The organism is Hydrogenophaga sp. L99 (assembly GCF_058731905.1).
On record NZ_CM178972.1, the window covers coordinates 2753246 to 2777107 of the forward strand.

General features: G+C 60.6%; 20 protein-coding genes. All 20 read right to left on the reverse strand.

Annotated features, from left to right (window positions below; genetic code table 11):
* Positions 1 to 22: 22 nt before the first annotated feature.
* The 20 genes from AC4QBL_RS13135 to AC4QBL_RS13230 all read right to left on the reverse strand — a co-directional run bounded on the left by AC4QBL_RS13135 (position 23) and on the right by AC4QBL_RS13230 (position 23651).
* A complete protein-coding gene (locus AC4QBL_RS13135) occupies positions 23 to 295 on the reverse strand; it encodes an STAS domain-containing protein (protein WP_472907028.1) in 273 nt (90 codons plus the stop codon).
* 32 nt (positions 296 to 327) lie between these two features.
* A complete protein-coding gene (locus AC4QBL_RS13140; protein ID WP_472907027.1) occupies positions 328 to 954 on the reverse strand; it encodes an MlaC/ttg2D family ABC transporter substrate-binding protein in 627 nt (208 codons plus the stop codon).
* Positions 955 to 1063: 109 nt separating this feature from the next.
* Entirely contained in the window at positions 1064 to 1807 is a 744-nt protein-coding gene (locus AC4QBL_RS13145; protein WP_472907026.1) for an MlaA family lipoprotein, read from the reverse strand.
* A gap of 91 nt (positions 1808 to 1898) precedes the next feature.
* Positions 1899 to 2378, reverse strand: a complete 480-nt coding sequence (gene mlaD, locus AC4QBL_RS13150; RefSeq protein ID WP_472900284.1) for an outer membrane lipid asymmetry maintenance protein MlaD — start codon at positions 2376 to 2378, stop codon at positions 1899 to 1901.
* Positions 2379 to 2396: 18 nt separating this feature from the next.
* Positions 2397 to 3176, reverse strand: a complete 780-nt coding sequence (mlaE, locus tag AC4QBL_RS13155; protein WP_472900283.1) for a lipid asymmetry maintenance ABC transporter permease subunit MlaE — start codon at positions 3174 to 3176, stop codon at positions 2397 to 2399.
* Positions 3173 to 3988 (reverse strand): ABC transporter ATP-binding protein, encoded by an 816-nt coding sequence (locus AC4QBL_RS13160; protein WP_472900282.1) that lies wholly within the window; start codon positions 3986 to 3988, stop codon positions 3173 to 3175. Before AC4QBL_RS13160 ends, mlaE begins: the two co-directional genes overlap by 4 nt.
* A 217-nt stretch (positions 3989 to 4205) precedes the next feature.
* On the reverse strand, positions 4206 to 5672 hold the full coding sequence (locus tag AC4QBL_RS13165; RefSeq protein WP_472907025.1) for a glutamate synthase subunit beta: 1467 nt from the start codon (positions 5670 to 5672) through the stop codon (positions 4206 to 4208).
* Positions 5673 to 5705: 33 nt separating this feature from the next.
* Positions 5706 to 10436: a glutamate synthase-related protein gene (locus AC4QBL_RS13170; RefSeq protein ID WP_472907024.1), complete on the reverse strand. Its 4731-nt coding sequence runs from the start codon at positions 10434 to 10436 to the stop codon at positions 5706 to 5708.
* Between the two features lie 188 nt (positions 10437 to 10624).
* Positions 10625 to 11332, reverse strand: a complete 708-nt coding sequence (locus tag AC4QBL_RS13175; RefSeq protein ID WP_472900279.1) for an REP-associated tyrosine transposase — start codon at positions 11330 to 11332, stop codon at positions 10625 to 10627.
* 70 nt (positions 11333 to 11402) lie between these two features.
* Positions 11403 to 12068: a hypothetical protein gene (locus AC4QBL_RS13180; RefSeq protein ID WP_472900278.1), complete on the reverse strand. Its 666-nt coding sequence runs from the start codon at positions 12066 to 12068 to the stop codon at positions 11403 to 11405.
* 90 nt (positions 12069 to 12158) lie between these two features.
* The gene (locus AC4QBL_RS13185) at positions 12159 to 13400 is read right to left on the reverse strand and encodes an MFS transporter (protein ID WP_472907023.1); all 1242 of its coding nucleotides are present in this window, start codon (positions 13398 to 13400) and stop codon (positions 12159 to 12161) included.
* Positions 13397 to 14584: a deoxyguanosinetriphosphate triphosphohydrolase gene (locus AC4QBL_RS13190; RefSeq protein WP_472907022.1), complete on the reverse strand. Its 1188-nt coding sequence runs from the start codon at positions 14582 to 14584 to the stop codon at positions 13397 to 13399. The genes AC4QBL_RS13185 and AC4QBL_RS13190 overlap by 4 nt, the downstream gene beginning before the upstream one ends.
* Entirely contained in the window at positions 14581 to 15684 is a 1104-nt protein-coding gene (aroB, locus tag AC4QBL_RS13195; protein WP_472907021.1) for a 3-dehydroquinate synthase, read from the reverse strand. Before aroB ends, AC4QBL_RS13190 begins: the two co-directional genes overlap by 4 nt.
* Positions 15685 to 15845: 161 nt before the next feature.
* The gene (locus AC4QBL_RS13200; RefSeq protein ID WP_472907020.1) at positions 15846 to 16406 is read right to left on the reverse strand and encodes a shikimate kinase; all 561 of its coding nucleotides are present in this window, start codon (positions 16404 to 16406) and stop codon (positions 15846 to 15848) included.
* A gap of 12 nt (positions 16407 to 16418) precedes the next feature.
* On the reverse strand, positions 16419 to 18362 hold the full coding sequence (locus AC4QBL_RS13205) for a hypothetical protein (protein WP_472907019.1): 1944 nt from the start codon (positions 18360 to 18362) through the stop codon (positions 16419 to 16421).
* A 198-nt stretch (positions 18363 to 18560) separates the two neighbouring features.
* The gene (locus tag AC4QBL_RS13210) at positions 18561 to 20714 is read right to left on the reverse strand and encodes a type IV pilus secretin PilQ (RefSeq protein ID WP_472907018.1); all 2154 of its coding nucleotides are present in this window, start codon (positions 20712 to 20714) and stop codon (positions 18561 to 18563) included.
* Positions 20711 to 21166 (reverse strand): pilus assembly protein PilP, encoded by a 456-nt coding sequence (locus tag AC4QBL_RS13215; protein ID WP_492131663.1) that lies wholly within the window; start codon positions 21164 to 21166, stop codon positions 20711 to 20713. Before AC4QBL_RS13215 ends, AC4QBL_RS13210 begins: the two co-directional genes overlap by 4 nt.
* A gap of 95 nt (positions 21167 to 21261) precedes the next feature.
* Positions 21262 to 21933: a type IV pilus inner membrane component PilO gene (locus tag AC4QBL_RS13220; protein ID WP_472907016.1), complete on the reverse strand. Its 672-nt coding sequence runs from the start codon at positions 21931 to 21933 to the stop codon at positions 21262 to 21264.
* Positions 21934 to 21951: 18 nt separating this feature from the next.
* The gene (locus AC4QBL_RS13225; protein ID WP_472907015.1) at positions 21952 to 22575 is read right to left on the reverse strand and encodes a PilN domain-containing protein; all 624 of its coding nucleotides are present in this window, start codon (positions 22573 to 22575) and stop codon (positions 21952 to 21954) included.
* Positions 22572 to 23651 (reverse strand): pilus assembly protein PilM, encoded by a 1080-nt coding sequence (locus AC4QBL_RS13230; RefSeq protein ID WP_472907014.1) that lies wholly within the window; start codon positions 23649 to 23651, stop codon positions 22572 to 22574. Before AC4QBL_RS13230 ends, AC4QBL_RS13225 begins: the two co-directional genes overlap by 4 nt.
* Positions 23652 to 23862 lie beyond the last annotated feature (211 nt).

Here is a 23862-nt window from a genome sequence, read left to right on the forward strand (position 1 = left end):
CGTCCGACAGGCGCCCAAGGGTTCAGGCTGGCAGCAACTCGCCAACGCCGTACAGCGTCACCAGCTGCTGCAGCCGGGTGGGCGTGTGGCTGAGCTGAAGGGTCTTTCCACGGGCAGCCAGCTGGCGCCGCAGTTCGAGCAAGACAGCCACCGCCGACGAATCAAAAACACGCAAAGCCTGCGCATCCAGCACCACGGTCTGTGCGGGCTGCTTCGCCAGCGTCTGGCTCAGCTGGTCCAGCACCTGAGCCGCCACGTGCATGGTCAGTTGCTCAGGCAGTGCGGATACGGCCACGGGCGCCGCTGCAGGGGGCAACGGGGCCGACATCAACCAGCCTTGGCGGTGTTGCTCTTGTTGCGCTGCGCCAGCGTGGCGATCAGACCGTCAATGCCTTTGGCACTGATTTCCTGCGCAAACTGGGTGCGGTAGGTTTCCACCAGCCAAACGCCCAACACATTCAGGTCGTAAATTTTCCAGCCGTTGGCGGTTTTCTCCAGCCTGTAATCGAGCTGGATCGGTTCACCCCGGCCGCGCACTTCAGAGCGAACCACCACGTCGGTGTCTTCAGGACGCGCCCGCAGGGGGCGGAAGCTGACCGTCTGGTCTTTGACTTCGCCCAGCGCACCTGCGTAGGTGCGCACCAGCAGGGTTTTGAACTCGTCCTGCAACTGCTTTTGCTGTTCAGGCGTGGCCTGGCGCCAGTAGCGACCCACGGCCGACGATGTCATGCGGGCGAAATTGACGCTGGGCATGATTTTGGTGTCGACCAGCGTGATGATGCGGTTCACATCACCGGCCTGGATCGCAGGGTCGGCTTTCACAGCGGTCATCACTTCGCCCGAAATGCGCTTGACCAGCGCGTCGGGGGCTTCCTCGGCCGCATGCACGGGCAGTGCCAGCAGGGCCGCCACTGAGACCATCCATCCGCCCAGCCAGGTACGTCGATTCAACATGATTTGCCTTTCCGGGCCATGGGCCCTCTTCTATCCGCTGCACGCGAGAGCATGCAGCGCTGCACATTGGAGCAGACCCCAAGGGCCCCGGTTCCACCGCAGAGGTGTTTCATTTGCTGTTTTCTGTATCTTCCGTGCCGTTGCGCACACCAATGCCCAGATCAATCAGGTCTTCAATCTGGCTTTGGCGCCGGCGCAGGTACACGTCACGCGTAAAGCTGTACTTGTCCAGCGCGACCCCTTCAAGCATGGAAGTGGCGCGCAGCAGGTTGGCCCGTGTTTCGACAGCCCTCAGCACCGTCAGCGCATTGCGCGTGGACACACTGTCCAGGCCTTGAATCAGGTCGCCACGGGCTTCGACGCTGAACCCTGCCGCATCGCGGAAAGAAGACGGGCCGAAGATGGGCAAGACGAGGTAAGGACCTGAGGGCACACCCCAGCGGCCAAGTGTCTGACCAAAATCCAGGCGGGTGCGCTCAATGCCCATTTCGGAAGCAATGTCCAGCACGCCACCCAGCCCGAAGGCCGTGTTGACACCAAAACGCAGGAAGTTCTCGCTCGCCTCACGCGGGCGCAGCTGCAGAGAAGCGTTGATGAACGACCAGACGTCACCCAGGTTAGAGAAAAAATTGCTCACACCGGTGCGCACCAGATCGGGCGTCACATCGCGGTACACCGTGGCCACGGGCTTGAGCACCATTGAATCCACCGATTCGTTGAACGCAGAGACGTCCCGGTTGAACGGCTCCAGCGGATCTTGCGGATTGGCGTTGGGGCCACTGGCGCAGCCAGCCATGAGCGCGATCACCACCGCGCTCCCCATGCAACGACCCAGGATCGATTGCGTCGACATGATGAAACCCCCTGGGCTTTGCGCCCTTTGTTGTTGATGCGAGCGAACCCACTTGGCCACAAGCGGCCCTCGGAAACCGCTCGGTGCCAGCCTAGTTGGCGCTGCCCGTCCCACTGTCCGCCGCCTTGTTGAACAGGAACTGCCCAATCAGGTTTTCGAGCACCATGGCCGACTGGGTCTGTGTGATCACATCCCCTGGGGCCAGGTTGCGTTCGTCACCGCCGGGCTCAATGCCAATGTACTGGTCACCCAGCAAGCCCGCGGTGAGGATTTTGGCCGAAGAATCCTTGGGAAACAGGAAACCCTGGTTGACCTCCATGGTCACCAGGCCCTGGAAGGTCTGGGCGTCAAGCGTGACACTGGTGACGCGGCCCACATTGACGCCCGCCGAGCGCACCGGCGCCCGGGCTTTCAGGCCACCAATGTTGTCAAAACGCGCCTGCACCGTGTAGGTTTCGCCCCCGTTGGTGAAGCTGCCCAGGTTGGCCGCCTTGAGCGCCAGAAAGAGCAGACCCGCCGCGCCCAGCACGACAAACAGGCCCACAAGGATTTCGATACTTCTTTTGTTCATACGTAAGCTGCTCAGTGATCAGGGGGTCGAGAACATCAGGGCGGTGAGGATGAAGTCCATCGCCAGCACGCCCAATGAAGCGGTCACAACGGTGCGCGTGGTGGCGTAGGCCACGCCTTCGGGCGTGGCTTCGGTCTCGTAGCCCTGGTACAGCGCCACGGCGGTACAAATGACGCCAAACACGGCGCTCTTCACCACACCGTTGCCCACATCGCGCCACACATCCACACCGTTTTGCTGGATCGACCAGAAGTTGCCCGCATCGATCCCGATGAGGCCCACCGCCACCACCCAGGCGCCCAGAATGCCGATGGCGGAAAACAGCGCCGCCAGCAGCGGCATGGCAATCACGCCTGCGATGAAGCGCGGGGCCAGCACGCGCTTGCGCGGGTCAATGGCCATCAGCTCCATGGCGGCAATTTGTTCGCCAGCTTTCATCAGGCCAATTTCGGCGGTCAGCGAGGTGCCGGCACGGCCGGCAAACAGCAAGGCGGTGACGACCGGACCGAGTTCACGCACCAGCGACAAATTGACCACCAGGCCCAGCGACTCGGCGGCACCAAAATTGGTGAGCGTGTTGTAGAGCTGCAAGGCCAACACAAAGCCCACCGCCAGGCCCGAAGCCAAAATGATGACGAGCGAGCGGTTGCCGATGGCATGGATCTGCGTCACCACCAGTCCAAACCGGGCGAGCCCGGCCGGCACGGCCATGATCAGCTCCCAAAAAAACAAGGCGCCGTGACCCCAGGCCGCCAACACATCCAGGGCGCGGCGGCCCAGCTGCTGCAGCAGGTTCATCGTGAGGCCTCCAGGCCGAAGTCGACCGCCACGGGCGGGGCCGGGTAATGGAATTTCACCGGGCCGTCGGGCTCGCCGCGCACGAACTGCCGCACCTCGGGCTCGTCGCTGGCCATCAGCTCAGCCGGCGTGCCCTGGGCCACAATGCGCCCGCCGGTGGCCATGAGCACCACCCAGTCGCTGATGGCCATGCACTGCGGCACGTCGTGTGAAATCAGCAGCGTGGTCGCGCCGGTCACATCGGTGAGCGTGCGAATCAGCTTGGCCGCCACCCCCATGGACACCAGGTCGAGCCCGGCGAAGGGCTCGTCGTACATGATGAGCTCGGGGTCGAGCGCAATGGCGCGGGCCAGCGCAATGCGCCGCGCCATACCGCCAGAGACTTCGCTGATGCGCAGCCCCGCAGCGCCGCGCAGGCCCACAGCGTTGAGCTTCATGAGCACGATGTCGCGGATCAGCGACTCGGGCAAGTCGGTCATCTCGCGCAGCGGAAAGGCCACGTTGTCGAAGACCGAGAGGTCGGTGAACAGCGCACCAAACTGAAACAGCATGCCCAGGCGGCGGCGCAGGCGAAAGAGCTGGGCTTTGTTGCGGGTGTCGATGACTTCGCCGTCGAACACCACACGCCCGCTGTTGGGGGCATGCACGCCGCCGATCAGGCGCAACAGCGTGGTCTTGCCACAACCCGAGCCACCCAGCACCGCCGTGACCTTGCCGCGCGCGAAATTCAGCGAGATGTCGCTGAGGATCGTGCGTCGGCTGTCGTAGCCGAACGTGACATGGTCAATTTCAATGAAAGGGGTTTCGCTCATGGGGCCGCTCATATAACTCGCGATTGTCGCATGAGGGTAAATCCTAGGTGGGGCAACAGGACAGCCCAACCAAGGCATCGCGAAACAGGCTCAGTCGAGCCGACGATGGTTCGCGTCGGAGCGACATGCCCAGGCCCAGGTGCGGTGGCTCCGGCTCCGCCTGGCCACGCGCATCGCCCCAGGAGGGGGTCGCGCGCAGCGCGGCGGGGGCGTCCCGTTAACGTGGCAGGTCGGAAAATCCCATCAGGAACTCATCCACCGAGCGCGCGGCCTGGCGGCCTTCGCGGATCGCCCAGACCACCAACGACTGGCCGCGGCGCATGTCACCAGCGGCAAAGACCTTGGGTACGTTGGTGGCGTAGCCGCCGGTGAAGTCGGTGGTGGCTTTGGCGTTGCCGCGGGCATCTTTGTCCACGCCGAAAGCGTCGAGCACGGTGGGCACCGGGTTCACAAAGCCCATGGCCAGCAAGACCAGGTCGGCTTTGTAGTCTTTTTCGGTGCCGGGAATTTCCACCAGTTTGCCGTCCTTCATCTCGACATGCACGGTCGTGAGGCCGGTGACCTTGCCCTTTTCGCCTTTGAAAGCCTTGGTGGACACGGCAAACTCGCGGGTGCAGCCCTCTTCGTGGCTCGAGCTGGTGCGCAGCTTGAGCGGCCAGTAGGGCCAAACCAGCGGCTTGTTTTCTTCTTCGGGCGGCTGTGGCATCACCTCGAACTGGGTCACGCTGACGGCGCCATGGCGGTTGCTGGTGCCCACGCAATCGGATCCGGTGTCACCACCACCGATCACGATCACGTGTTTGCCGTCGGCGCGCAACTGGCCTTTGAGCTTGTCGCCTGCGTTGACCTTGTTTTGCTGCGGCAGGAACTCCATGGCGAAATGAACGCCGTCCAGGTCGCGGCCGGGCACCGGCAGGTCGCGGCTCTGCTCGGACCCACCGGTGAGCAGCACCGCGTCAAAGTCTTGTTGCAGCTGCTCGGGGCTGATGGTTTCCTTGGCCCAGTTGGTGACCTTGCTGTCTTTGGGCAACGACCCCACCATCACGCCGGTACGAAACACCACGCCTTCGGCTTGCATCTGCGCCACGCGGCGGTCGATGTGCGTCTTTTCCATCTTGAAGTCGGGAATGCCGTAGCGCAGCAAACCACCGACGCGGTCGTTCTTCTCGAACAGGGTCACGTCGTGACCGACCCGCGCCAGCTGCTGGGCAGCGGCCATGCCGGCCGGGCCGGAGCCCACCACAGCCACCTTTTTGCCGGTCTTGTGCTTGGGCACCTGCGGCACCACCCAGCCTTCAGCCCAGGCGCGGTCGATGATGGCGTGCTCGATGGACTTGATACCCACGGCGTCGTCGTTCACGTTCAACGTGCAAGCCGCCTCGCAGGGCGCGGGGCAGATGCGGCCGGTGAACTCGGGGAAGTTGTTGGTGCTGTGCAGCACCGTGATGGCGTTCTTCCAGTCACCCTGGAACACCAAGTCGTTGAAGTCCGGAATGATGTTGTTGACCGGGCAACCGTTGTTGCAAAACGGTGTGCCGCAGTCCATGCAGCGCGCAGCCTGGACCTTGGCCTGGTCGGCGGTGAGGCCCACCACAAACTCTTTGTAGTGCTTCAGGCGCTCTGGTACGGGCTTGTAGCCCTCTTCCAGGCGCTCAAATTCCATGAAGCCGGTGACTTTTCCCATGATGTGTGTCCTTCGTGTGCGTGCGTTCCAGGCTTACTTGGCGGCAGCAGAAACCTGCTTGGCCGTGTCCTGTGCTTTGGTGGTGGCCGCAGCGGCTGATTTGCGGGCATTGATCTCGCCCAGGGCGCGCTTGTATTCGTTGGGGAACACCTTCACGAACTTGCCGCGCGACTCGGCCCAGGTGTCCAGCAGCTCGCGGGCGCGCTTGCTGCCGGTCCAGCGGTTGTGGTCTTCCAGCAGCTTTTTCAGCTGGGCTTCGTCGGACTGGTCGCGGTGCCAGATGGCGCGGTCCATGGTGGCTTCTTGTTCGGCAGTGCTTAGCACCTTGTCCATGCTGACCATGGCGGTGTTGCAGCGCTTGGCAAACTGGCCGTCTTCGTCATAAACGTACGCCACGCCACCGCTCATACCGGCCGCGAAGTTGCGCCCGGTCTTGCCCAACACCGCCACGGTGCCGCCGGTCATGTATTCACAACCGTGGTCGCCCGTGCCTTCCACCACCGCGGTGGCGCCCGACAGGCGCACCGCAAAACGTTCACCGGCCACGCCGCTGAAGAACGCTTCACCGGTGGTGGCGCCGTACATGACGGTGTTGCCCACGATGATGTTGCGCGACGCTTCACCCCGGAAATCGATGCTGGGGCGCACCACAACGCGACCGCCTGAGAGGCCTTTGCCGGTGTAGTCGTTGGCGTCACCAATCAGGTACAGCGTGATGCCGCGCGTAAGGAACGCACCAAACGACTGGCCACCCGTGCCTTCGAGCTGGATACGGATGGTGTCGTCGGGCAGGCCTTCCGGGTGCACCTGGGTCACCGCGCCCGAGAGCATCGCGCCCACGGAGCGGTTGACGTTGCGCGCCACCTCGATGAACTGCACGCGCTCGCCCTTGTCGATGGCAGGACGCGACTTGGCGATCAGGATGTTGTCGAGCGATTTTTCCAGTCCGTGTTCTTGCGTTTCGGTGTGGAAACGCGGCACATCGGCGGGCACAGCAGGCATGGCCAGCAGGCGGCTGAAGTCCAGGCCACGCGCTTTCCAGTGCTCGATGCCTTGCTTGGTGTCGAGCAGGTCGGCGCGTCCAATCAGGTCGTCAAACTTGCGAATACCCAGCTGCGCCATGATCTGGCGCGCTTCTTCGGCGATGAAGAAGAAGTAGTTGACGACGTGTTCGGGCTTGCCGCTGAATTTCTTGCGCAGCGCCGGGTCTTGCGTGGCCACGCCCACCGGGCAGGTGTTCAGGTGGCACTTGCGCATCATGATGCAGCCTTCGACCACCAGCGGTGCGGTGGCAAAGCCAAACTCGTCGGCACCCAGCAGCGCGCCAATCACCACGTCGCGGCCGGTTTTCATCTGACCATCGGCTTGCACGCGGATGCGGCTGCGCAGGCGGTTGAGCACCAGCGTTTGCTGGGTTTCGGCCAGGCCAATTTCCCATGGGCTGCCCGCGTGCTTGATCGACGACCAGGGCGATGCGCCCGTGCCACCGTCGTGGCCGGCAATGACCACATGGTCGGCCTTGCACTTGGCCACGCCCGCGGCAATGGTGCCCACACCAATTTCAGACACCAGCTTGACGCTGATGTCGCTGTGCGGTGCCACGTTTTTCAGGTCGTGGATCAGCTGCGCCAGGTCTTCGATGGAATAAATGTCGTGGTGCGGCGGCGGCGAAATGAGGCCCACGCCCGGCACGCTGTGGCGCAGCTTGCCGATGTAGTCGCTCACCTTGCCACCGGGGAGTTGTCCGCCCTCGCCTGGCTTGGCGCCCTGCGCCATCTTGATCTGGATCTGGTCGGCGCTGTTCAGGTATTCGGCGGTGACACCGAAACGGCCCGACGCCACCTGCTTGATCTTCGAGCGCATCGAGTCGCCGTCTTGCAGCGTGTAGTCCACCTCAAACACGTCCTTGCCCAGCAGATCGGACATGGTCTGACCCTGCTTGATCGGAATGCCCTTGAGCTCGTTGCGGTAGCGCAGCGCGTCTTCGCCGCCTTCACCGGTGTTGCTCTTGCCGCCAATGCGGTTCATGGCTACAGCCAGCGTGGCGTGCGCCTCGGTGGAAATGGAACCCAGTGACATCGCACCGGTGGCGAAGCGCTTGACGATTTCCTTGGCCGGCTCGACTTCGTCAATGGAAATGGCTTTGCTCGGGTCGATCTTGAACTCGAACAGACCGCGCAGCGTCATGTGGCGCTTGCTCTGGTCGTTGATGATCTGGGCGTATTCCTTGTAGGTGGTCCAGTTGTTGGCGCGCGTGCTGTGCTGCAGTTTGGCAATGGCGTCGGGCGTCCACATGTGCTCTTCGCCACGGGCGCGCCAGGCGTATTCACCGCCAGCATCCAGCATGGTTTCCAGCACCGGGTCGTCGCCAAAAGCGGCCTTGTGCATGCGGATGGCTTCTTCGGCAATTTCAAACACGCCGATGCCACCCACGCGGCTGGCGGTGCCGGTGAAGTACTTGTTCACCGTGTCGCTGTTGAGGCCAATGGCCTCAAACAACTGGGCACCGCAGTAGCTCATGTAGGTGCTCACGCCCATTTTGGACATGATCTTGGACAGGCCCTTGCCGATCGCCTTCACATAGTTGTAAATGGCCTTTTCGGCGCTCAGGTCGCCCGGCAGGTCTTTGTGCATGGCCGCCAGCGCTTCCATGGCCAGGTAGGGGTGCACGGCTTCAGCGCCGTAGCCGGCCAGCACCGCAAAGTGGTGCACTTCGCGGGCGGTGCCGGTTTCCACCACCAGGCCTGCGTTGGTGCGCAGGCCTTCCAACACCAGGTGCTGGTGAATGGCTGACAAGGCCAGCAGCGCGGGGATGGCGATCTGGGTGGCGCTGACCGCACGGTCGCTGATGATCAGGATGTTTTTGCCACCCTTGATGGCGTCCACGGCCGACGCACACAGCGAGGCCAGCTTGGCTTCCACGCCTTCACGCCCCCAGGCGGCGGGGTAGGTAATGTCCAGCGTGGCGCTGCGGAACTTGCCCTGCGTCACCTCGTCGATGTTTCGCAGCTTGGCCATATCGGCGAAGTCGAGCACCGGCTGGCTCACTTCCAGGCGCATCGGTGGGTTCACCTGGTTGATGTCGAGCAGGTTGGGCTTGGGGCCGATGAACGACACCAGCGACATCACGATCGCTTCGCGGATCGGGTCGATGGGCGGGTTCGTCACCTGCGCAAACAACTGCTTGAAGTAGTTGTACAGCGGCTTGTTTTTGTCAGACAGCACGGCCAGCGGGCTGTCGTTGCCCATGGAACCCAGGGCTTCTTCGCCAGCGGCTGCCATCGGCGCCAGCAGAAACTTGATGTCTTCCTGCGTGGTGCCAAAGGCCTGCTGGCGGTCCAGCAGCGGCACATCGCACGGCAGCGGCTCGGCCGTGGTCGGGCCCTCCACGTCGTCCAAGCGAATGCGCAGGTTGTCGATCCACTGCTTGTAAGGCTTGCTGTTGACGAGGTTGGCCTTGAGCTCCTCGTCGTCGATCATGCGGCCCTGCTCCAGATCAATCAGGAACATCTTGCCGGGCTGCAGGCGCCACTTGCGCACGATTTTGTTTTCCGGCACGGGCAGCACGCCCGACTCGGAACCCATGATCACGAAGTCGTCGTCGGTGATGCAGTAGCGCGAAGGGCGCAGGCCGTTGCGGTCCAGCGTGGCGCCAATCTGGCGGCCGTCGGTGAACACGATCGAAGCCGGGCCGTCCCATGGCTCCATCATGGCGGCGTGGTATTCGTAAAAGGCCTTGCGGCGCTCGTCCATCGTGGTGTGCTGTTCCCATGGCTCGGGAATCATCATCATCACCGCTTGCGCCAGCGGGTAGCCGGCCATGGTCAGCAGTTCCAGGCAATTGTCAAACGTGGCCGTGTCGGACTGGCTGGCGAAGCTGATGGGGTAGAGCTTCTTCAGGTCGGCACCCAGCACCGGGGACGACATCACGCCCTCGCGTGCTTTCATCCAGTTGTAGTTGCCCTTGACGGTGTTGATCTCACCGTTGTGCGCCACATAGCGGTAAGGGTGGGCCAGAGGCCATTCGGGGAAGGTATTGGTGGAGAAACGCTGGTGCACCAGACCCAGGGCCGACACGCAACGCTCGTCTTCCAGATCCTTGAAATAGGTGCCCACCTGGTCGGCCAGCAGCAGGCCCTTGTAGACCACCGTGCGGCTGCTCATGCTGACCACGTAATACTCTTTGCTGTGCGTGAGCTTGAGCGCCTGGATGTTGGCGCTGGCCGTCTTGCGGATCACGTACAGCTTGCGCTCCAGCGCGTCCTGCACGATCACGTCGTTGCCACGGCCAATAAACACCTGGCGAATCACCGGCTCTTTTTCGCGCACCGTGGGCGACATGGGCATGTCCAGATTCACCGGCACATCGCGCCAGCCCAGCAGCACCTGGCCTTCGGCGGCCACGGCGCGTTCCATCTCCTGTTCGCAAGCCAGGCGGCTGGCGTGCTCTTTGGGCATGAAGATCATGCCCACGCCGTATTCGCCGGCAGGTGGCAGCGTGACACCTTGCGCCGCCATTTCTTCGCGGTACAGCGCATCGGGCAGCTGAATCAGCAAACCAGCGCCGTCGCCCATGAGCTTGTCGGCACCCACGGCACCCCGGTGGTCCAGGTTTTCCAGAATCTTCAGACCCTGCTGAACGATGGCATGGCTTTTGTGGCCCTTAATGTGCGCCACAAAGCCCACGCCGCAGGCGTCGTGCTCGTTGGCCGGGTCGTACAGACCTTGTTGCTGGAGTTGCTGCTGTTCGGCTGCCGTGGTCATGGCGCTTCCTTTACGGTTCGAGGGCATGAAAACAAAATTCGCGGGATGTAGAGCTTAGTGCAATGCAACAAAAATGCCAAGGCAAATAATTGGGGTCAGATTCCAATTTAAAGATAAAATATCCAACCAATTTTAAATTAGGGACGGATCAAATATGGCCAAAAACTACCTGATTTATAAAGATTTTTTTAAATTTCACCCGAAGAGCCCGAACGAGAAATAGGTCGGCCAGGACGGCTTTCGCTCACCCGACGGTCGGTTTTTTTTTGCAGTTCAGCAACAAAACCCGCATCCCCCAGCGCCCAGCCATGCAGCGCGGCGCCGGTCATGCGCGCTTCTTGTGACGCGCTCAGGCCGGCGCGCACCATTTCGGCGTATGCCGCCTCGCGTGCAAAGGGCGTGTTGCCCAAGCCCCAGTACAGCGCATGGGGTGTGAGGCGACGGTCTTGAGCCAACCCAATGTAGTGTCGGTGGCTTGACCAGGCGAAGTCCTGGGGCTGCGCCACCATGCCAGCGCGCACCGGGTTCAAGTCGATGTAGGCCATGCAGGCGAGCAGATACGGCTCTGACTGGATCAGCGTGGATTTGTAGCGCCCTTCCCACAGCGTGCCGCTGCGGTGGTGCAAATCGTTGAAGTACCGCACGTAACGCCGCCCCACCGCCTGCATCATCTGCGGTACACCGTCCTCGGTTTCAGGTGTCAGCAACAGGTGAAAGTGGTTGTCCATGATCACATAGGCGTGCAGCGCCACCTGGTGCTTCACCGCGTTTTCAGCCAGCAGATCCAGCAGGGTTTCGCGGTCCTGGTCGCTGGCCACAACGGGCTGGCGGTTGTTGCCCCGCTGGATCACGTGGTGCGGGTAGCCGGGAACGGTCAGTCGGGGAAGTCGGGCCATGAACTCGCTGTGGTCGGTGGGTTTGGGGTCTGACCCCCATTATCCATGGCCGCCACCACTTGCGGTGACGTTAGATGAACCGGCTGGTCTGCCCGACGATGAGCTTGGCCAGTTCGTCCAGCGCTGCGGTGTTCAGCTGAGCCACGGTGTAACGGGTGGTGGCAATTTCGAGCCCTCCCACCGCGGCCAGGCGAATATCAAAACTGCCGTTGTCGTGGTCGGGCGTCACACGCACGCTGGCGCGGGCGGCCATGTCGTGCTCAAACACGATCGACTGCAGGCGGTTGGTTTCTGGGTGGCGCAGCTCTTGGCGGTCGTGGCGCACCTGCCCGGCCCGCAATCGGCGCTCTACCCGCTCCAGATCGGGCGGAAAGTTGACGCTCACGCGGCCTCTCGGCAGGCCGGGCGCCAGCACCGCCGCTGTTTCAGCAGGCTCAAGGCGCCAGCCCAACGCCAGATAGTCAAACACCTCTTTGCCTCGCAGCGTTTTTTTGCGCGCGTCAAACCGGAAATCGGTCTGCTTCATGGCTGGCCAAGGTGCTTTGCCGTCCAGGCTCAGGCTGACCGCTGCGGGCTCGATCACATTGAGCTGGCGCGGCAGTTCCATGAAGTAGTGCCACACCGTCTTGCACGCAGCCTCGGTGGCGTCGGTGTTGGAGTCCAGATGCTGAAGCTCATCGCCCTGCCGCGTTTGCAGCGTCTGCGCTTGTTGCTTGAGCTGGTTCAAAAAGCTCATGTGAAATTCCCTGTCGGCACATTGGGCCGCCCTCTTCGGAGCAATCCCGTGGATGAATAGGGATCAAAGTTTAGCGGCTCACCGCCGCGCTCAAACTGATGCCGGGTGCACAGTCCGTTTATGCCATGCGACCTGCAGCTTTCTGGCTGTCCACACCCCAAGCAAAGAACAGGCGCCTGTGGCCACCCATGTCCAGTGCCAGCCGCCCACCCGCATGGCCAGCCACGCTACCAGGGGCGGGCCGAGAAACTGACCCAGTGACGAAAATTGCTGCATCCAGCCCACGGTGGTGGACACGGTGTCTTCACCGGGCGCCAGGACCACGGCAAGGCCAAACAAGGTGCCCGGGATCAGCCCACCCACCCCTGAAAAAACCAGCACAGCCAGGTATTGCCACACCGGGTGGCCCTGCGCGGCAAACGCCACCCAGGCGCCCAGCGCCATGGCGCCATAGGCCACCGTCAAGATCAGGCCGGGCTGCATGCCCCGCGCCAGCAGCCGCCCGGCACCAATGTTGCCCACCATATTGATGCCGGCCGCCAACGCGCTCAGCATGCCCACCACCGCACCGCTGTAACCCGCCTGGCTGTAAATGGTGGGCAAGAAGCCCACCACCGCCAGCCACTGACCAGAATACAAAAAGAAAGCCACCGCAACCAGCCACGGACCCGGCGCACGCAAGGTGCGCGAGAGTCGCGGCCACAAGCGCGCCGGTGGCGGCTTCGCCTGGCCAGCCACCGATGCCGGCACCCAGCGCAGCAACGCGCCGGCCGCACACAACGACACCGCGGCCAGCGTCAGCCAGGCCCAGCGCCAGCCCACCAGCTGGATCAAAGGCGCGCCGAGGAGCAATGCCAGAGCCGTGCCCAGCGGCATGTAAGCACCCCACCAACCCAGCGCGCGGGCCAGGGTGGGTGCGTGGGCCACCCGCTGGCGCAACAAGCCGGGCGCGGGCAATACCGCCATCAAAAAGCCCATGCCCTCCACCACCCGCGTGAGCAGCAGCAGGTTCACATTGGGCGCCGCAGCGCCCAGTGCGCTGCCCAGCGCCAACAGCACCAGGCCCGCCAACATCACCCGGCGCGTGCCCAGCCGGTCGGCCATCAGGCCCACCACCAAGCCCAGCGTCATGCCGGCCAGCTGCACCAGCGACAGCAAAAACCCCGCTTGCAAAAGCGTGAGACCCAGCGCGTCGCGCAGTACCGGAATGGCCACTGGCAGTTTGCCCACATGCAAGGCACAGGTGACACCCACCGCCACCACCAGCGCCGCCAGCCGGCTCGCTTGGGCAGCCGCGTCCACGCCCAACCGGGCAGCGTGGCCGGTGGTCACGGAAAGATCACCGCGCCAAATAGCCGCTCGTGCTCGCGAATGGCAAAGCGGTCGGTCATGCCTGCAATGTAGTCCGCCACGGCCCGGGCATGGTGCTGGCTGCGACCATGCGCTTCGGGCAATTCGTTGGGCGCATTCAGGTACAAATCAAACAAGTCAGCCACAACACGGCGTGCGCGGTCGGTGGTTTCAACCACCTGTGGATGGCGGTACAGGTTGCGCAGCAAAAATGTCTTCAGCACTTGGGAACGCTCCCGCATACCCGGCGAAAAAGCCACCAGCCCTGGGCTGCTGCGCACATCGTCCAGGCTCTGTACGCCCGAGGCGCTGATCAGCGCGCGGGTGGTGTCGATCACGTCATACACCTGATCGCTCAGCATCAAACGTATAGTTTCAAACAACAACCGCCGCCCGGCCAAAGCGGGATGTAAGGCCAGCGCTTGCAGGCGGTAATACTCAAACAAAGGCACTTCGCCCAGCTGCTCCATCGTCAGGAGGCCGGAGCGCACACCGTCGTCAATATCGTGGGCGTTGTAGGCAATTTCGTCGGCCAGGTTGCACAGCTGGGCCTCCAACGAAGGCGAACCGCCCTGCAGAAAGCGCTGCGCCACGCCACCCGGCTCCTGCGCCTCAAGCCGCTGCGCATTGGCGCGTGAACAATGCTTCAAGATGCCCTCGCGGGTTTCAAAGCTCAGGTTCAACCCGTCAAACGCCGGGTAGCGCTCCTCCAGCTCGTCCACCACGCGCAAGCTTTGCAGGTTGTGCTCAAACCCCCAGGCTTCGGGTTCTCCACGGCCTTCGGCACTTGAAAGCCGCTTCAAGCAGGTGTGCAGCGCATCCTGGCCAGCATGGCCAAACGGCGTGTGCCCCAGATCGTGCGCCAGGGCTACCGCCTCCACCAGGTCTTCGTTCAACCGCAGCGAACGCGCAATGCTGCGCCCCAGCTGCGCCACTTCCAGTGAGTGGGTGAGGCGCGTGCGAAACAGGTCTCCCTCGTGGTTCAGAAACACTTGGGTCTTGTAAACCAATCGCCGAAACGCGGTGGAGTGGATCACCCGGTCACGGTCGCGCTGAAACGCGGTGCGGGTCGGCGCCTCTGGTTCTGGGAAACGGCGCCCCCGGCTTTGCGTGGGGTCGCAGGCGTAAGGCGCCAACCCAGCGGGCCGTCCAGCTTGCGGCGTCATGTGCGGGCGCAACTGGCTTCAATCACGCGCCCCACCACCTCATCTGGCGCACCGCGCACCAGCGCCTTGCCCGGGCCGTCAATCAGCACAAATTTGATTTCACCGGCCTCCGACTTCTTGTCCACGCGCATCAGCGCCAGATAGCGGCCCACGTTGTCTTGCGCGTCCAGCACCGGCGCCACGGTGGGCAATCCGGCCCGGCTTATCAATGCCGTCAAGCGATCCACAAAAGCCTTGTCCACCAGATCCAATGCGTGCGAAAGCCGCGCCGCCATCACCATGCCGCAGCCCACCGCTTCGCCATGCAGCCATTGGCCGTAGCCCATGCCCGCCTCAATGGCATGGCCAAAGGTATGCCCAAAATTCAAAATGGCGCGCAGTCCCGACTCGCGCTCGTCTTGCCCCACCACCAGCGCCTTGATCTCGCAGCTGCGTTTCACCGCGTGGGCCAGTGCCTGCGGCTCGCGAGCCATCAGCGCGCCTATGTTGGCCTCAATCCAGTCCAGAAACGCCATGTCCGCGATGGGCCCGTATTTGATGACCTCGGCCAAACCCGCGCTGAGCTCGCGCTCCGGCAGCGTCTTGAGCGTGTCCAGGTCACAAATGACGCGCTGCGGCTGGTAAAACGCGCCAATCATGTTTTTTCCCAGCGGGTGGTTGATGGCGGTCTTACCGCCCACCGAAGAATCCACCTGTGCCAGCAAGGTGGTGGGCACCTGCACAAACGGCACCCCGCGCATGTAGCTCGCTGCGGCAAAGCCGGTCATGTCGCCCACCACACCGCCACCCAGCGCAAACAGCACCGTTTTGCGGTCGCAGCCATGGCCCAGCAAGGCATCAAAGATCAGGTTGAGCGATTCCCACGTCTTGTACGACTCCCCGTCGGGCAACACCACCGTGTGGATGACGGGGTAACGCGGTGTCAGCGCAGCAGCGAGGCGCTGCGCATACAAAGGCGCCACGGTTTCGTTTGTCACGATCACCGCACAAGCCGCTGCCGGCAGGCCCACATAGCTCGAAGCCTGATCAAACAGCTGGTCGCCAATCAAAATGCCGTAACTGCGATCGCCAAGGGCAATCTCGACCTGCTGGGTCGACATGGATGGCGTTTGAATAGGGTGCGGAGTCTTCGTGTTCATAGCCCTGAAGTTTAGGCCCTGAACAACCACCGCCAACGGCCGGTGGCGCTACAGCGACGCAAGATGAGCCAAGACTCCGCTCCCTTCAGTCTGCACGCCCGCTGACGCTCATCGCAGAACGACTATCCCAGGCGTGGAGCGCCTGCCGTTTCAGCAGGGGCCGTCGAGGGGACCAACCCGGCCAACTCCAGTTGCATCACGATCATGTTCACCAAGGAAGCAACCGAAGGGCGACCCGTTTCAATGATGAAATGCGCCGTTTCACGGTACAACGGGTCGCGCGCCGCGTACAAATCACGCAAGCGCTGCAACGGGTCAGACACCTGCAACAGCGGCCGGTTGCGGTCATGGCGCAAGCGACGAAACACCTCTTCAGGCGCGGACCGCAGGTAGATCACCTGCCCGCGGTCGTGCAAATGGGCACGGTTCACAGCACGAAGCACCGAACCACCGCCCGTTGACAGCACACAGGCTTCTCCCTGCGTCAACTCGTCGAGTACGGCCTCTTCGACGTCACGGAAACGATCCTCTCCCTCCCGCTCGAAGAACTCACGGATCGAGCAGCCAATACGTTGCTCGATCACGTGGTCTGAATCAAGGAAGGGAAGCAAAAGACGCCGGGCGAGGTGGCGCCCAACGGTGGATTTACCTGAGCCTGGGAGGCCCACCAGGAAAACTGCCACTATCCAGCATCATCAATTGGTAACGGTAAACACCCGCTCGGTGACTGTACCGAGCGGTGAAGTTACCCTCACCTGCAGCTTGTCTCCAGCAATGCAGCTTGCCAAACTCACCACGAACGGGGAAGGGAAAATGGTGTTATCAATCCTATAACTTGCGGTACCCGTCAGACTGCATGTCGCCCCAATGAATCCCGGCACACTGACACCATCATCTATTGTACTGAAATCAATTTTTGTACCTGTTGGCATGCTATTGCCATTTTCATCAGCCACAAGCACCGTGACTTCTGGCAACGCGTTGGTCAATGGATTGGAATTGGCTATAGGCAGTCCCGCCACCATTGAACTTGCAGCAATCGCCGCCCGACTCGTTGCAAAAACGACAACAGCCTGTTGGCGAACGTCAGCGGCACCCCAAACGGCATCGCACGACCCCGGTCGCCCCAAAAAGTTGGATTGCCCCGGAATAACTTGACTGCAAGACGCCGCACCCTCACGAGGAACCGCAAAATACCCATCAACAAACGGACCGGAAAGTCCCCCTGCAAGCGCTGCGTCCTGTCTAAAGGCATTACCAAGATCCGTAAACGGCTCACCAACCGAATAGACGTTGTCGAAGTTCAAATCACGAAAATCTTCTTCACCGGAGGCATATGCCAAAATTGAAACTAATCCGTCTGCAGGGCGCAGACCCTGCGACCGAATACTCACCGAGCACCGAGAATCCCCCGGAACAACGCCCGTGACACACACAGGAGGAATCATGACTCCCCCCTCGGTTACAAAGTTAATTGCAGTACCATCAGGAATCGGGTTGCCTTGGCGATCGGCCAAAGAAATCGTAATCGAGGTCGTCACGCCATCGATGTTCGCACCCTCGATGGAAAGTTTTTCAACAGCAACGCTCACCCGAGACTGAACCGCTCTTCCAGACGCAATGGCGAGCACTGCCGAGGTCGTCGAGATACCTTCATCGGATACCAACGTTGCCCTCACGATCACATTGGTTGGCACAGTGCCAGAAAATACGGGGACTGAAACCTCCCCACTTGAGTTTGTGGGTTGCGTAATGGCACTGACGTTCCCAACGGTGCCAAATGTCGCTTTTGGAATCCCATCCGCCATATCCCTTAGTTCCAGTCGAACATCTTGACCTTGAAGGGCTGCATTCGACGCATTAACCAGCTTAAATTTCACAATCGACTGGGTGACACCACCAGAATTCGCCAAATAAATGTTGGCCGGTGAAGCATTTGCAAAAAGCAAATTAGTTGCAGGAGCAAGCTCAACACGGATATTACCGGTTACGGGAGTCACGCCGGTGGTGCTCGCCACGATTGAGACGGTTGAATCGCTGCAGCCCTGATCATTGGTGATACCTGAATTGACCGCAGAGTAGCTGGCATTCACGACGCCTTGACTGTTTGTTGAGGCTGTAGCTGGAGTCACTACACCACAGTTGCTACTAAAACTTACCTGCACTGGCGTTGAAGTCGCAGCAGCGCCATCTATATTGACTTGAACTGATATCTGCCTCGTGCCATAGGCCGCAAGTGCTTGTGTACCAACATTCAAATTTGTCAAGGTAACATTTGCTGCCGATAGCTGGTAGCCAACATACTGGGAAACAACTGTATCAATGGATGGAGGTGCCGATCCATTGGGGTATGCAACTAACGATCCAGCCTTATAACTGTAGGTGATTGTCAAAGAGTCTGCCCCAGTGGCAAAGAGTGAAGCTCGTGCAACTTTGATTGTGGCAATGCCGGAAGCATTCGTTAAACCACTGGCACCTTCCGGAAAAATGATCTTGGTGCTGTCCCCGGATGCGGCAATAACTTGGTTAGGTATACCCCTTCCACTTGGGTCCGTTAGGGTCAATCTAACCAAGGTGAACCCCGACGCACTTATAGAGTTGGTCACGACTCCTGTTGCGTCAGTCAAGGTACCCAGCAAGATTGGGTCTGCACTCAAAGGAACGTCAACTGGGGTAGCACCACCATCAGTTGAACCGCCACCCACTGTAGAACCCGGGCTACCGCCCCCTCCACCGCAAGCGGCCAACCCAGCCACCAACAGCACACTCCCAACTATCTTAAACAGCTTCATTTTTATGGTCACTTTCAACAAACGTTATGTATCCGATGGACAGCCTCAACGCATCACGCCACGGTCAGAAATTACACGAGGCGTAATGAACACCAGCAGCTCAGACTTATTGGAAGTCTTGCTCTTATTCTTGAACAAATTGCCCAACACTGGCAGGTCACCCAATAAGGGCACTTTGGTCGTGTCGTCAATTTCAATCAATTCAAAAATACCACCAATCACAACCGTGCCACCGTTCTCAACCAGCACCTGCGTTTGGATGTGTTTGGTGTTGATGGCGATACCCGCTGCCGTGGTCTCACCTCGGCTGTCTTTGTTGACATCCACATCCAGAATGATGCTGCCTTCAGGCGTGATTTGCGGCGTCACTTCCAGTTTCAGGTTGGCCTTGCGGAACGAGATGGCGGTAGCGCCGCTGGACGTTGCGGTTTGGTAGGGGAACTCGGTTCCCTGCTCGATGAGTGCTTTCACCTGGTCAGCAGTGACCACGCGGGGGCTGGAAACAATTTTTCCTCGGCCGTCGGCTTCCAGTGCTGAAATTTCAAGGTTCAGGAACCGGTTGGCCGCAGAACTGAACAGGGAAATGGCGAACGCAGCCGGTGCAAAGCCGCCGGCTCCGGTTGATGGGAGGTTCACAAAGGACGTGTTGATGGTGTCCAACGTGTTTTCGCTTTCCAGCGTGGTGCTGGACACAGCGTTGTAGCTACCGCCGATGGCAATGCGGTTGGTTCCACCCACGGAATAGCCGGCGTCGCCACCCCGAATGCCGCGCAGGTCGCTGCCACCGAGCCGCACGCCGAGCGAGCGGCCAAAACGGTCATCGGCTTCAACGATGCGAGCTTCGATCAAAACCTGGCGAATGGGGATGTCAAGACGGGCAATGAGGTCTTGCACCTGCTCCAACTTGGACGGAATGTCGGTCACAAACAGCTGGTTGGTGCGAGGCTCTGCAATCACACTGCCGCGTGGCGACAAAATGCGGGCGCTGTTGCCCGTGCCGCCCGAACCACCGCCGGTGATTTGCGTTGCAATGTCAGCGGCCTTGGCGTAGTTCATCTGGAAGCCTTGCGTGCGCACGGTTTCCAGGCTTTCAATGGACGCTTTGGACTCCAGCTCTTGTTTTTCACGGGCCGCAATCTCGTCTTTGGGCGCGATCCAGAGCACGTTGCCCGACTTGCGCATGCCCAGGCCTTTGGCCTGCAAGATGATGTCCAGGGCTTGGTCCCAAGGCACGTCTTTAAGGCGCAAGGTGACCGCGCCAGAGACGGAGTCGGACGTCACCACGTTGAAGTTGGTGAAGTCAGCGATCACTTGCAACAGCGAGCGCACTTCAATGTTCTGGAAGTTCAGTGACAGCTTTTCACCGTTGTAGCCAGGGCCTTGCGTCAGTTTGGACGGGTCAACCTTTTGCTCGCGCACTTCCAGCACAAACTGGTTGTCACTCTGGTAAGCCGAGTGTTCCCAGTTGCCTTTTGGCGTTACGACCATGCGAACACGGTCCCCGGTTTGCGAGGTGCTGACGGTTTGCACAGGCGTGCCAAAGTCGGTCACGTCCAGCCGGCGGCGCAAGCCTTCGGGCAGTGACGTTTTCAGGAAGTCAACCACCAGGTTTTGACCTTGTTGGCGAATGTCTACCCCCACCTGGCTGTTGGCCAACTCGACGACGATGCGCCCGGAGTTGCCGACACCGCGGCGAAAGTCGATGTCTTTGAGGGCTGCGGTGTCGCGGTTGCGGCTTTCGGCAAAGGCAGCTTGGGTAGCGGGCGCGGCAACAATGGCGTCGGACCGATCGAGCACCACAATGAGAGACTTGCCTTCCACCTTGGCTTGGTAAGCTGCCGGTTGCTTGAGGTTGATCACCACGCGGGTGCGGTCCCCGGCTTGCACCACATTGGCCGAACGCAGATTGCCCTGGTTCATTTCAATGGTGTTGCGGCCAATGTTGTTGACCACACCTGGAAAGTCCAACGCAATCCGGGCGGGCGCCTGGATGGTGAACCCGGTGGGTACGGCCGCCAGAGGTTCGCTGGTTTCAATGCGAATGACTTCTACGCCGCCTTGGACGCCCCCGGTCAGCGACTGAATCGCATTTTGAGCCTGGGCCCAAACAGTGGTCAGCGCCATGGAGGCGAAGACGGCGCCTCTGAGCACCGAGCGCTCCCATGCTCCGATTTTTTGGGCCATGTTGGGCTTGATCATTTAGACGCTTCCTCTTGTAGCTGCAGCGCCGCAGGGCGCTCGGTCCATTCACCGGCGGAGTCCTGCACGATTTCTCGCAGCGTGACTTCGGTTTCCGTAATTTTGTTCACACGCCCATAGTTCTGGCCTAGATAGCTTCCAGCCCGAACTTGGTAAAGCAGGTTGTCCACCTTGACCAGCGCCACCAGCTGGCCTTGGCGGTTCAGACTGCCCACCATGGTCATGGTGTCCAGCGGGTAGGCTTCCAACGGTTGCTTGCGGCGGTTGAGCTCGGGTTCGATCAGTGCTGAGTTGACGATCGTGGTGCCGGGGCTGCCACGCAGCACACTCGCCAACTTTTCGCTGCTGAATGGCTCCAGCATGCGCTCGCCGCCGTAGGTTTGCGGGATGAATTTCGTGGGCTCAGGTATGGGTTTGACCTGGGTTTTGATCCCGTTGCGCTCGGATTGCATCCAGGCCTGCAACTCGTCCTGACCGGAGGCTGTGCAGCCCCCCAAGGCCACCAGGCAGCCCACGCTCAAAGCGAGCAAAAGAATCTTTGCCTGTATCACTTCTTGACCCCTTTGGACTTTTGCTGAATGGCCACTTCTTCGGGGTCCAGGTAGCGGAAGGTCTTGGCCGTGCAGTCCATGGTGAGTACACCGTCTCGGTCCCTGATGGGCGTCAGCGTGAGGTTGTTCAGGGTCACGATGCGGGACAGGTTGGCGATGTCGGCGGCGAAGAGACCGATGTCGTGGTAAGTGCCGGTGACTCGAACGGCAATGGGCAGCTCGGCGTAATACTCTTTCACGAGCACCTGACCCGGGCGGAACAACTCAAATTGAAGACTTCGACCCAAGCCCGCCTGGTTGATGTCGGACAGCAAGGCATCCATCTCGGCCTTGCTGGGCAACTGGCGCTCAAGCTGGTTCACATATTGCTGAACCTGCTCTAGCTGCTTTTTAAGTGCATCGAGGTTGACGGCCTGTACCAGCTTGCTGCGGTAGTCGGTCCGCAATTGTTCTTCACGGGTTTTCTCGGCCAACAACTCTTCATCAGACGCCTTGAGCCAGGCGAACCACAGGCCCGCAATGACAGCCACGCACACAGCCACATACAAAAGATTGCGTGGTACAGCAGGCCACTGGGACGGATCGTTAGGGTCGAGCCCCGAAAATTGGGCTTTGAGTTTTTCCTGGATTTCTTTGAAATCCACGTTGATCTGGGGCATTTTGGCCATGGTGGGTCGGTGCCTCAATCAGACTTTGCCAGGCACGACAGGCGCCGCAGTGGCCGTTCCCGGTGCCGTGGATGCAGCCGTTGACGGCCGGACCAGCGCGACACGAATGATGAAATTGGACACGCGCCGCTGGTCTTTGTTTGGGCCTACCACATTGGCGGCCACAATTTCCACCAGCTCCGGGCGGCTCAGCCATGGACTGTTGTTGCCCAGATTGCGCAACAACTCAGAAACACGCTCTTGGGATTGCGCAACACCGGTGAGCAGCACGCTCTGGTTTTCCTGCTTCATGCTGCTCAGGTAAATGCCGTCAGGCAACTGCGCCACCAGCTCGTCCAACAGGTGCACCGGCAGGTTGCGGTCACCTTGAAGATCCTCAACAGCTGTCTGGCGCGCACGCAGCGATGCGATTTCTTTTTGCAGACTGGCGATGTCCTTGATCTCGACATCGAGCTTGGCAATCTCGCGCTGCAAGAAGCTGTTGCGCTCTTGCTGGTTGGCTATCTGGCCCTGGTACCATGTGAACACAGCACCGCAAATGATGCCTCCCAGCAGCGCCGACAGACCCAACTGGGTAAAGAACTGCTCTTTTTGCCGCTTTCGGGCCGCCTCGCGGTGAGGCAACAGGTTGATCAAGATCATTGGTAAAACCTCCGCAAGGCCAAGCCCGTGGAGGTCAGGTACGAAGGCGCCTCACGCGAAATTTTGCGGGCGTGCACGGTAGAGGCCATTTCCATGGCGTCAAAGGGATTGATCACCATGCAGGCGAAAGACGTTTGGTGCGTGACAGCGTCGGTCAAACCCGGCAGGGCGGCACTGCCCCCCGCCAACAGAATGTGGTCCACCTTGTTGTACGGCGTGCTCGTGAAGAAGAACTGAAGCGCTCGCCCAATTTCTTGCGACATGCTCTCAATGAAGGGACCCAAAACGGCCGACTGGTAGTCTTCTGGCAAATCGCCCGAACGCTTTTTGGCTTCTGCTTCGTCCGAAGAAAAGCCATATTGGCGAACGATCAGCTGGGTAAGTTGCGCGCCACCAAAGGCCTGGTCGCGCTCATAGAGCACGTCGTCATTGCGCATGACCTGCATGCTGGTGGTGAGTGCGCCCACTTCAAACAAAGCAACCAGGGAGTCAACGCCTTGATTGGGCAGCGTTTCAATGACACGACCCGCCGCCATGCGCGAAGCGTAAGACTCCACATCCATCACGACCGGCTTGAGGCCCGCAGCTTCTGCAAGGCCCTGGCGGTCGGACACTTTTTCTTTGCGGGATGCCGCAATCAGCACCTCGACATCGCCTACCGAGCTGGCGCTGGGGCCAATCAGGCAGAAGTCCAGACTCACTTCGTCAAGGGAAAACGGAATGTATTGGTTTGCTTCAGATTCAACCTGGGCTTCCAGCTCTTTGTCTGACAGACCGCCTGGAAGGATGATTTTTTTGGTGATGACCACTGATGCGGGCAAAGCCATCGCCACATTTTTGGTTTTGCTGCCGCTTTTTCGCACCACGCGGCGCACAGCTTCGGCAACTTCATCGAATTTTTCGATGTTGCCGTCGGTGATCCACCCTCGCTCAAGGGGCTCAATGGCGCAACGCTCAAGGACCAGATCGCCAGCGCGATTGCGGCCAAGCTCGACCAGCTTCACACTGGAAGAACTGACGTCAATGCCCAACATCGGTGCCGGTTCCCGGCTAAATAACGACCCCAATGAGATCAAGGCGCCCCCCAAAAATGACGGCGCAACGGTGCACCAAACTTAAGATTTCACTTGAATGCTAGCAGTAAGCCCCTTGTGCAGCAAAGATTTTTTGCCTTTGACACAAAAGGAAGCGTTGCCAAAAGCATACGTATTTTTGACCTGTTTGATCGCCTGCCACGCGACAGAAGGCCACCCGATACACAACAACTCACAATATGGGCGCTTGCAC

Bases quoted from the DNA above. Each gene is read 5' to 3' on its own strand.
- AC4QBL_RS13140 (WP_472907027.1), bottom strand. From the start codon at position 954: ATGTTGAATCGACGTACCTGGCTGGGCGGATGGATGGTCTCAGTGGCG.
- AC4QBL_RS13145 (WP_472907026.1), bottom strand. From the start codon at position 1,807: ATGTCGACGCAATCGATCCTGGGTCGTTGCATGGGGAGCGCGGTGGTG.
- mlaD (WP_472900284.1), bottom strand. From the start codon at position 2,378: ATGAACAAAAGAAGTATCGAAATCCTTGTGGGCCTGTTTGTCGTGCTG.
- mlaE (WP_472900283.1), bottom strand. From the start codon at position 3,176: ATGAACCTGCTGCAGCAGCTGGGCCGCCGCGCCCTGGATGTGTTGGCG.
- AC4QBL_RS13160 (WP_472900282.1), bottom strand. From the start codon at position 3,988: ATGAGCGAAACCCCTTTCATTGAAATTGACCATGTCACGTTCGGCTAC.
- AC4QBL_RS13165 (WP_472907025.1), bottom strand. From the start codon at position 5,672: ATGGGAAAAGTCACCGGCTTCATGGAATTTGAGCGCCTGGAAGAGGGC.
- AC4QBL_RS13170 (WP_472907024.1), bottom strand. From the start codon at position 10,436: ATGACCACGGCAGCCGAACAGCAGCAACTCCAGCAACAAGGTCTGTAC.
- AC4QBL_RS13175 (WP_472900279.1), bottom strand. From the start codon at position 11,332: ATGGCCCGACTTCCCCGACTGACCGTTCCCGGCTACCCGCACCACGTG.
- AC4QBL_RS13180 (WP_472900278.1), bottom strand. From the start codon at position 12,068: ATGAGCTTTTTGAACCAGCTCAAGCAACAAGCGCAGACGCTGCAAACG.
- AC4QBL_RS13190 (WP_472907022.1), bottom strand. From the start codon at position 14,584: ATGACGCCGCAAGCTGGACGGCCCGCTGGGTTGGCGCCTTACGCCTGC.
- aroB (WP_472907021.1), bottom strand. From the start codon at position 15,684: ATGTCGACCCAGCAGGTCGAGATTGCCCTTGGCGATCGCAGTTACGGC.
- AC4QBL_RS13210 (WP_472907018.1), bottom strand. From the start codon at position 20,714: ATGATCAAGCCCAACATGGCCCAAAAAATCGGAGCATGGGAGCGCTCG.
- AC4QBL_RS13215 (WP_492131663.1), bottom strand. From the start codon at position 21,166: ATGCAATCCGAGCGCAACGGGATCAAAACCCAGGTCAAACCCATACCT.
- AC4QBL_RS13220 (WP_472907016.1), bottom strand. From the start codon at position 21,933: ATGGCCAAAATGCCCCAGATCAACGTGGATTTCAAAGAAATCCAGGAA.
- AC4QBL_RS13225 (WP_472907015.1), bottom strand. From the start codon at position 22,575: ATGATCTTGATCAACCTGTTGCCTCACCGCGAGGCGGCCCGAAAGCGG.